The 10,060-nt window shown below is 39.0% G+C and carries 6 protein-coding genes; all 6 read right to left on the bottom strand.

All coding sequences use genetic code 11. From position 1 onward, the window contains the following. Positions 1–721 (bottom strand): sialidase family protein (locus tag ASU31_RS26575; RefSeq protein ID WP_245224621.1); only part of this gene is annotated, 721 nt, incomplete at its 3' end. A 158-nt stretch (positions 722–879) separates the two neighbouring features. Beyond that, positions 880–1,545 (bottom strand): DUF3826 domain-containing protein, encoded by a 666-nt coding sequence (locus ASU31_RS26580; RefSeq protein WP_083505556.1) that lies wholly within the window; start codon positions 1,543–1,545, stop codon positions 880–882. A 100-nt stretch (positions 1,546–1,645) separates the two neighbouring features. Then, complete coding sequence (locus tag ASU31_RS26585) at positions 1,646–4,384, bottom strand: alpha-L-rhamnosidase (RefSeq protein WP_057935262.1); 2,739 nt, start codon at positions 4,382–4,384, stop codon at positions 1,646–1,648. 96 nt (positions 4,385–4,480) lie between these two features. Beyond that, on the bottom strand, positions 4,481–7,297 hold the full coding sequence (locus ASU31_RS26590; protein WP_057935263.1) for a glycoside hydrolase family 2 protein: 2,817 nt from the start codon (positions 7,295–7,297) through the stop codon (positions 4,481–4,483). Further along, the gene (locus ASU31_RS26595) at positions 7,297–8,715 is read right to left on the bottom strand and encodes a sialate O-acetylesterase (RefSeq protein ID WP_245224622.1); all 1,419 of its coding nucleotides are present in this window, start codon (positions 8,713–8,715) and stop codon (positions 7,297–7,299) included. Before ASU31_RS26595 ends, ASU31_RS26590 begins: the two co-directional genes overlap by 1 nt. Before the next feature lie 98 nt (positions 8,716–8,813). Further along, on the bottom strand, positions 8,814–10,060 hold a 1,247-nt coding region (locus ASU31_RS27810), incomplete at its 5' end, for a sialidase/neuraminidase family protein (RefSeq protein WP_057935265.1).

The following is a 10,060-nucleotide window of genomic DNA, read 5'->3' on the forward strand; positions in this document are numbered from 1 at the left end:
TATCTTCAGACCAGGATTCTACAATGGCACGATTTGCGGTTCTGGCTAAAATCTGCAATTTTCCATTGCCATGTTGTAAAATGCTCGGTTGAATGGCTTTAATTCCATTTTCAGGTAATGGCCCTACGGTTCTCCAGGTTTTACCGTTATCCTTGGTTACCTCGAAGTGGATTTTCCAACCATCGCCTTCTTTGCTTGATGGTGCAAAAAGGTTTCCATTACTTAACAAAACAGGTTTATTTTTTACAGGGCCGATATAACCATCTGGTAATTTTGTAGCATCTGACCAGGTTTTGCCGCCATCTTTTGAGGTTCTCATCATGCCCCACCATTCTGATGGTTTTGGCCCGATTTTATAAAACAACAGTAAATCTCCACCAGGAACCTGATATAAAACCGGATTCCAGGTGGGTAATCTTTTACCACCAGATTGGATGCCATTAGCAACCGAAACCGGTGCCAGCCATTTGCCATCCACAAAACGACTGATGTAGATTTCTACGTCTGGATTTCGTTCTTTGGTTCCTCCAAAAAATGAAGCGACTAAACCCGTTGGTGTTTCTGCTATTGTTGCGGAGTGGCAGGATGGGAATGGAGCTTTATCGTAAAGAAATTCTTGTTTTACGATTCCGGTTTGCCATTTTTCTACCTGGGCCTGAGCAGTAATTGCTACCGCGAAAACAAGTCCTATTGTGAAGTATATTTTTCTTTTTAACATCATATTTTTGTTAATCATCCTGCTATTTACGCCACGTCATTCCCAGCTCGACTGGGAATCCTAATGCATTCGCTACGCATTTGTTTTGCTTTAAGCTTAGCTTCGCTGAGCACTACGTGGTTCCCGCCTGCGCGGGAATGACGGTATGGGTAAGGAAACAATTATTGTTTCGCCCTAGCTGCGTTCTCTTCCTTTATTTTTTTAGTGTAAGCACTGTAAAGCGCTCTCCAGCTGCGACCGTTATTATTCAGCATCTGCTCTGATTTCGTTTTATAAATTTCGAAAATGGCCGAAATCTGTTTCATGTTTTTATAATCGATAGCCTGTTCCCTCGCTTGTTTTAAAAAAGCTAAAATCTTCGCTTCCTCGTCAGCAGTTAAATCAGGAACAATTGCTTTGTAACCTTTCATCGTGAATTCAACCTTTCCGATGGTGTATTTGTCTAAAATGGTTTCTACCTGCTCTGGTGTTAAATTCTTTTTCAATCCATCCATAAGCGATTGATGAACCGTTGATGGCATAGCAGAATCAGCAATGATCTGTTTGTCCAAATCACTTAGTTTATTGCCCGTAACCGGGTTTATTCCATCAGGAACGGTTGATGATGGATGATCGTTATGCCAATCCCTAATGGTCGATAAATGAACCGCAATTACATTTTCGACTGCAGATTTTTTTGCTGCGTCGCTTAAATTTAATGCAGAAGTCCATTCTTTTGCCTTTGTCAGGATTTCTTCTGTTACAACAATATCTTTGGTTTGACTGAATGCATTTACTGAGGTGATCAGTAAGGTGAGTAACATAAATGGTTTAAAAAACTTTCTCATAATTTTATTTTAATTATTGTTTCGGTTCGTGAAGACACAAACCGAGGTTACATACAGTAATCCTTTCTCGCCATGGCTCGTGTCACCACGGACCATGATTTTATTTCCGCTCCACTACAAAAGCATAATCACCCGAACCAATTTCATAAATGGCTCTATTATGCTCCATTTTTACAAATTTTAAATCCTTTATTGACTTAATTTTTTCTGAAACTTCATTTTTATTATTTGCAGGAATGTAAACCAACGCCGTTGTATTTGCTGGGATGGTAATGTTCCAGTTAAATTGATTAGCCGTTTTGCTATAACTGCTTTTGATTAGTCCATAAACCGAATTGTAACTGGCATTTACCGAGTTTAAACCATTAATCATTTCAGGTTTCATGATGATCTTTTTAAAAGCAGCCTCTTCAGATTTTATACCAGCAAGATTCTCATAATACCAGATAAGCAGATCGCCGAGCATCATCACATGGTTCTGCGAATTCATTTTCGGGTCAGCAGTATTGCCATTCCACAATTCCCATATCGTTGTGGCACCATTATCAACCATGTAACCCCAGCTGGGATAAGATTTCTGCGTAGCCACAGTATAAGCTAAATCTGGTCGGCCATAATCGTTTAAACAGCGCATTAACCACTGAATACCCACTAAACCATTGCTTAAATGGCCTTTATTGGTTACTTCAACCGTGTAGGAGATATTCTTAAAAACCTGATCTATTTTGTTCTGTGGAACCATTCCAAAATAAAGTGGAATGATGTTATCAGTTAATGCATTAGCAGCATAATAACCTTTATCGTTATAGTATTTCTGGTTGAAAGCTTCCTTGATTTTATTCCCCAAAAGCTCATATGCTTTTACATCTTCATCATTGCCACTTACTTTAGCGAATTGTATCATCAACTGTGTGAAATGATAATAATATGCTGTCGAAATCAATTCAGAAGGATACTTTTTATCCGCACTTTTACCACGGCCAAATTCGATGGTAATGGGAGGCATACACCAATCACCATAACTATCTTTAGTTAAAATATAATCTTTCATGTAGCGGTCTTGCATGTAAGACAACCACTTTTTCATTGCGGGGTAATTATCCTGAACGGCAGAAACATCGCCGGTTTGTTTGTAAAGCATTTCGGTCACCAAAAGCATTGCTCCTGGCCAGGTCATATTATCGCTGTAATACCTCCAGAAAGCAGGTGCAACATCAGGAATGGCGCCATCCTCTTTCTGTGAATTTCTGATGTCCTGCAACCATTTGGTATAAAAGCGTCCGTTATCAAAAAGAAAACTTTCTCCGTAAGCCACAGCGCCCCTATCGCCAAGCCAAGGCATCCGCTCGTTGCGTTGAGGGCAATCAACCGGAATCCCCTTGTAACTTCCGGCAATACCCCACCAGGCATTTTTGAAGAGCTGATTGGTTAAAGCATCTGAAGTTTCGAACGTTCCGACCGTTTTAATGTTATCGTAGATCATTTTGCCAAGAAAATCATTCACTGATGGTTGGTAAGTATATCCTGAAAGCTCTACGTATCTAAATCCACGGTAAGCAAAAGTAGGCTCCCAGGTTTCTAATTCTCCTCCTTTTAAAGTGTATAAATCAGTACATTTCGCATTACGAAGATTAGCCGTAAAAAGTTCTCCATTATCTTGTAACGACTCTGCAAAACGCATTTTGATTTGTTTGCCCCTTGCGCCTTTTACCTTGATTTGCAACCAGCCCACCATGTTTTGACCCATATCCAAAATATACCGGCCACCAGAAAGTTTAGTAATTGAAACGGGCCTCAATGTATTCATCACTTTCATGTTTTCATTCATCTGGGCTTCAATGGTTCCTGTTGGTTCTTGTACAAATTCCGCTTTTGCCCACTTGCTATCGTCAAAACCTACCTTATTCCAGCCTGCTGCTTCTTTTGTTGCATCGTATTCTTCGCCATCATATTCGTTATTGGTTCTGATTGGCCCATCCGTTATGCCTTTCCAGTTATCGTCGGTATCAATATTTGCTGTTGTTCCATCGGTGTAAACGATGTTGATGTTCATCAGCATTTTCGGAAAACCAAACGTTTTAATTTTATAAGGTTTTTCATTTTGGCGCATCGCAAAGAAACGGCCATTTCCGAGTACCGTGCCAACTGCATTTTTACCATGCTGAAGGTAACTGGTTACATCATAAGTATTATACTTTACGTTTTTGGTGTAATCTGTAGGTGATGGAGATAAAACATCATTTCCAACTTTTTTTCCGTTGATAAACAACTCGTATAAACCCAAGCCCACAATAGATGCCGTAGCGGATTTGATTTCTTTCGTACTCTGAAACTCTTTTCTGAAATACCTGGCTGATAAACGAGAATCGGTTTTGATATTGTCCCATGCGAATGCCCTGTCAAAACCGATCCAGCCTTTTGGCCAATCTTTGTAGTACAGCAAGCCCATAGAAAAATAGTTGTTAGCCGACCATTCGCTTTGACCAACATTAGTCCACACTTTGACTTTCCAATAGGCTTTCATGCGGCTTTTAAGCCCTTTTCCGTTGTAAGTTATGTGAATGGATTCTGGTGAGTTAATCTTTCCTGAATCCCATAAATCACCCTCATTAGCATTTAATTTCTCAGGCGAAGAAGACACCAAAACCTGGTAAGCCGTTTGCATTACATTTCTTTCATTTGAGATGATATGCCATGCCAATCGAGGTTTCAAAACATCAATACCCAAAGGATTCTCGAGCATTTCGCAGGTGGTGTTCTGCAGCGAGACCTGTGCCATCACTTTTGAAAAGGATAGGAACCAAATGCTGATGATCGCTATGTAGATTTTAATATTCATTCTATTTTCTTTAAAGATCAATTCGTCATTGCGAAGCTGGACTTGCGCGAGCTGAAACAATCTTTTTTGCCAAGGTTATTGTTTTCTATAATTCCTCTACTGAGATTGCTTCGTCGTGCCTCCTCGCAATGACGATGTATTGGTTGAAAAATCAAAATACAAGGTCATATTTAGTGCCCTGCTTGGGGCTTTATCAAAATCGTAATAAATGTTCTTCATTCCCATTGGTCCGGTTGTTTCTGGCTTTTGTGTTTTTGTACCAATTGCCGAAATGGAATTCATAAATGAAATATCACCATTCGGAAATGTCGGACTCATGTTATCATATTCTGTATCTTTCGATTTTTTGGGCGTGAATAACCTTAAGAAAATATCTTCCTGATCGGTTACTACCTTGAAAGATTGTTGTTTGCCAGTAAATTCACACCAATACATATTCGAATAATAACCTTTAAATTCAGGATATTGCCAAGGTGCTTCACCAGTTGCTGAGTCATTATAATCTTTTTTCCAGATACCAAACTGAGTACCTTTCATTCGGTTTTTCCAAACGCGGTATGGTCCGTTTCCTTTATATTCAACTGCTTTAATTTCTGATTCAGGATAAGAAAAGTTCAGTCCTACGAAGGTGGTAAAGTAATCTGATGGAAAATATTCCACTTCCATTTTTAACCAGCCTGATGGGTAAATTGTCCATTGTAAAGTATTCCAACTTTCTTTTTTATCAAATTTGGATGAAATCACTAAATTTTCACCATCCATTTTTTGAGTGAAACCTTTAAAATTGTTTACACCCTCTTGCAAAATGGGGCCATTTGAAAACGGAATTACACCTTTCGTATTCTGTACCTGTTGCAGTAAACCAGTTATTTTATCGAAAGTTAAATTTATGCCATTAGCAGATACCTGATAAACTTTCGCATCTTCTTTAAAATTTACCTTTCCAGAAGCTGTTTTTACAACAATTTTCTCTGCATCATCTTTAGGCATTATTATCGGGAAACTCCAGGTGAATAATTCCTTGCCATCAGGTGCATTTGCAGTAAGGTAAAGTGCATCAAAGCTCCTCCAGTCGCCTGGAAGACTGATCTTTAATTTTCCTTTTTCAAAGGGTTTAATGTTTGGAACGTCTGCTTTACCTGATTTGAATGCTGCATCCGTTCCTGCTTTTAATTTCTTCAATTTCCAATTAAAAGTACATTGATTGAGATTGGTAAATGCATAACGGTTTTCTAGTGTAAACGAACCATCAAAACCAGCTGTCATTTCTCTTTTCTCAACAAAAACAGGGCTCCATACTTCTTTAATGGTGAAGAAACTACCTTCTTTTTCGTGATAAGGTCCAACGATCCCGTCAGGGCCATGATTTCCATCTGTATCTAATTCGCCGTTTTTATCAGTACGCACTACCGCCTGATCGGCAAAATCCCAAAGGAAACCACCTGCAGAAAGTGGATTATTCCACATCGCATTCCAGTAATCTTCGATGCCTGCACCGTGACCGCCATCCCACATGCCATGAAGAAATTCAGTTGGCATTAGAATATTGTGTCCGTGATCGTAATTGCCGATTCCATAATTAAATTCGCGGTAATGAGTGGTTTCGAAACCTCCAAAAACTTCCCAAGGGTGGATTAAAGGACGTTTTTGTATATCTTCTTCAGCAAAAAGATGATCAAGTTCGCGGTTATGACCGCCTTCATTTCCATTTGCCCAAAATATAATTGATGGATGATTTTCATCATTCAGCATCATTTCTTTCATCAATTTTGTTCCCGTAGGCGTATCATAAGTACCATGCCAGCCAGCCAATTCGTCCATTACAAATAAGCCTAGCGAATCACAAACGTCTAAGAAGTGCCCGTCTGGTGGATAATGCGACATCCGAACGGCATTCATGTTCATTTCTTTCATTAACAGTACATCGGCTATGCTGATTTTTTTATTCGTAGTACGGCCCGATGATGGATAAAAAGAGTGACGGTTTACGCCTTTAAACTTCATTTTCACCCCATTTACATATACGCCATCACGTTCTTTTACTTCTACCGTTCTGAAACCGATTTTTTTTGTAATTAGATGAACAGGTTTACCGCCATCATATAAAGTAAAAGTTACTGTATAAAGGTTAGGGAATTCTGTAGACCATAATTTTGGTTTTGGAAGTGTATAGCCGATATAATGATTTTTATTATCATCGTACATTACAATCCGGTCTGGGATAAATCCGAAAACCTTTCCATTTTCATCAGTAAGTTTAGTTTCAATTCTGTTATAATAACCTGATGCATTAACGATAGCCTCAAATCTACCATTTGCAGTCGCATTAATTTTAACACTATTGATATGGGATTCTGGTAAAGCTTCCAGGTAAACTGGTCTGAAAATCCCTCCAAAAATCCAGAAATCTGCTTTACGTTCGGCTTCATTAACCGATTGATTAGCCGAGTATTTGGATACTTTTACCTCAAGTAAATTATCGCTACCAAGTTTTACCAATTTAGAAATATCGTATCTAAACACATAAAACGAACCCTGATGTGTTTCTCCGGCAGATTTACCATTGATTTTAACCTCGGTATCTGTCATCGATCCCTCGAAAACAATATTGATTTTTCGGTTTTTCCAATCTGCAGGAACCTTAAAAGTATATTTATAAAGCCCTTGTTCTTTGCCTTTATTTTCTTCTTTGTTGAAACCGTAATTATATTTCCCAAAACCTTGCAATTCCCAATTTGATGGGACTGGAATAGTAGTCCATTTGCCCGAATTTGCACCGGCTGTACAGAAAAAATCCCAGTTAACGGTATTGTCGTTTCCAGTTCCCGACAGGTATAATTTCCCCGTTTGCTGTGCTCTTAGGGAGCAAAACATGGTTATTAAACACAAGAAAAGTATAAATTTGCGTTTCATTAATTGGTTTTAAATGATTTGATTAATGGATTATCGGTTCTGAAAGGTAATGCAGGTAAAGCATTACTAGAAAAATTTCCTGATGGATTTTCTGTCCAGTTGTAACGCACAGCCACAGGCGCTGCAATTTCTTTTGCTGAAACAATAACTTTCCCGTCTTTAACAAAAGCCCCGGCATTGATAAACTTTCCGTCATTTCCGGCAATAGTAAACCCTGTAATTGAATCTGACGAGTTCGATTTTAAATAATCAAAGTCAAGCAAAGCTTTTCCATCTTTAAATGATACACTTTTATAAACCGGACCTGAAAAATCATTTTTTTGATTGTAAGTTTTTGCTAAAGCCCAAAGCGCCAATCTTCTGCCCACTACCCATTTATAGGTTGGATGCAGATCTTCGTTCGAATCGGTTAAATCATTGGTAGAAACCAGACCTGTATTCGGTAATCTCAACAGCTGAGTCTGTGCTTCCCAAAATTCGGGTTCTGTATTTTCATCAACAGGTACTTTGCCTTTTGTTTTAGCATAATTGAAAGGTGCAATCTGAACATAATAAAAGGGCAGATCATTTTCTTTCCAGGCTTTCCTCCAGCTATTGATCAATACTTTCATTTTATAAGCATAGCTGATTTTCTCATTCAGAAAACAATTGGTTTCGCCCTGATACCAAAGAAAGCCGCGGATTTTAAATTGCGTTAAAGGTTCGATCATGGTCGGATAAAATTTACCCGGATCGTTACCCACTTTTTGATTTCTGAAATAATCCTCTTCTGCAAATGCATTTTCTGAAATCCACGGTTCAATGGCGCTACCTGGAATGGCCGAAGAGATCATGCCTACGGGAATACCCAATTTTTCCTGAATTTCTTTCGCGAAGAAATAACCCACAGCAGAGAAAGCATGTAGTGCCGAATCTTGGGCTACAGACCAGCTTTTATGGATCGAATCGGGTTTGATCAAAGTTTTGCGGTTAACCAGAAAAATCCTAATCTGATTATTGTGTGCTTTTGCAACCTCGTCAGAAGGAAAACCCAACTTTTCATTTTTTGGTTTCGGAATTTTGGCCAGTTTGCGCATCGCATATTCCATATTAGATTGACCTGAACATACCCAAACCTCGCCTACCAGGATATTGGTAAGTTCGATTTTATTTGAGCCATTAATAGACATCGTTTGGGGCTTTGAAGATGTTTTGAGTGGAGCTAAAACAATAAGCCAATTTCCATCTTTATCGGTTATTGTTTGTTTTTTTTGTCCGGCAAAAGCGACTTCAACTTTCTCATCCGGAGATGCAAAACCCCAGATATTGATGGGTTTGTCCCGTTGTAAAACCATATTGCTCGATAAGATTTGAGGCAAAAGGATTTTTGCATTGGCGGAGAAGGAGAAAAGGGAAAAGAGAATTATTAGTGCCGTCATTCCTTCTCGCAATGACGATGAGGCCATCGGAATAACGAACGCTCTGGAACGCAATGAGGGAAAAACTGAAAACTTCAAACTGAAAACTGCCAACTGTCTCAAAATCCCTCCGTTTTTAAGTATTTAATCGAATAAACAGCTTCCTTTTTCTCTGATTCTCCTGCATTTTTCAGATCGTAAGTTTGATCAGCCGGGGTATCTACATCTGGAAAACGGCGAACATTGCCGGTGCGGAAAACAATTCTGGAAACATCAGCAACAGGCTGAAAGGCCAAACTGGTTAATGCATCTTTTCCATTGACAGTAATGGTGTAAAATCGGGTAAACGCATCTAATTTTAGTTTGATATCATAACTTTTCCCTGCTTCATATTTTATGAAGTTTTTATACCGTGCACCAGCTTTTGCACTTAAGGTCCCTGCAGTATCAAAAGTTAACCGAACTGTAGCAGCTCCTTTTGCATCCTGCAATTCAATTTCCAGCAGGCCAAAGTCACTTTGCTTTGGGGTAACCGAAAACGAAGCAATAATTTTTCTGGATGCAGGAAACAATCTTTCGGCTTTTGCATAATCGAACGGATCTTTATCTTTCAATACCAAAGTTCCATTATCAACCTTTACAGGTGCCCAAAGCGGACTATAGATATTCCACATTTCGAGTGCCTTATCAGTCGGCATTTTACTAAAATCGTCATTTACATGTTGCGTAGCTTTATCATTAACGGGCACCGGAACCGAAGAAACCCAGATATCTTCTTTATTCATGCTGTAGGTTACCCATAATTTCCCATCGGCAGGTTTTCCGTTCCCTTCTTCAATACCACGAACATACTGCGGACCGTACGATTTGTAATTCCCTCCGTAACGCATTGGCGTAATTTCTCCATTTACCAATAAAAGATTGGTATAATCGAGTCCGTTTTTACTGGTCGAAATGGCTAAGGGCCACCGGTACTCTGATGGATTATAAACCGTCGCGTAGTTACCATCAGCAGTTTTTTGACCCCATATTTTGGCATTGCTGTTTACAAAACCTGGTGCACGCGACGCGTTTTCAGGCCAACTTTTACCGTTATCATTGCTGATTGCCGTTAAGGCATTTTTCCATAAACCCACCACCCTTCCATCAGGTAAATGATAGTAGCTGAAGGCTTTATACTGTTTCTGTAAAGTAATTAATGGGTCTTTTCTATCCGCTTCTTCATTCCATTGTTGGGTCATTAACTTATTTAATAACAATTCATTACAGGCTTCAATAAAAGTTTTTCTTTTGCTTCTGGTGTACAACGGATATTTGGTGTTTTTCTCCGAATAACCCGGATTGTAATGGATGAAATAAATTGGAC

The sequence above is a fragment of the Pedobacter ginsenosidimutans genome (assembly GCF_001442625.1).
GTDB lineage: Bacteria > Bacteroidota > Bacteroidia > Sphingobacteriales > Sphingobacteriaceae > Pedobacter > Pedobacter ginsenosidimutans.

Coding starts and splice junctions, on each gene's coding strand:
- ASU31_RS26580 (WP_083505556.1), bottom strand. CDS start 1,545: ATGAGAAAGTTTTTTAAACCATTTATGTTACTCACCTTACTGATCACC.
- ASU31_RS26585 (WP_057935262.1), bottom strand. CDS start 4,384: ATGAATATTAAAATCTACATAGCGATCATCAGCATTTGGTTCCTATCC.
- ASU31_RS26590 (WP_057935263.1), bottom strand. CDS start 7,297: ATGAAACGCAAATTTATACTTTTCTTGTGTTTAATAACCATGTTTTGC.
- ASU31_RS26595 (WP_245224622.1), bottom strand. CDS start 8,715: ATGACGGCACTAATAATTCTCTTTTCCCTTTTCTCCTTCTCCGCCAAT.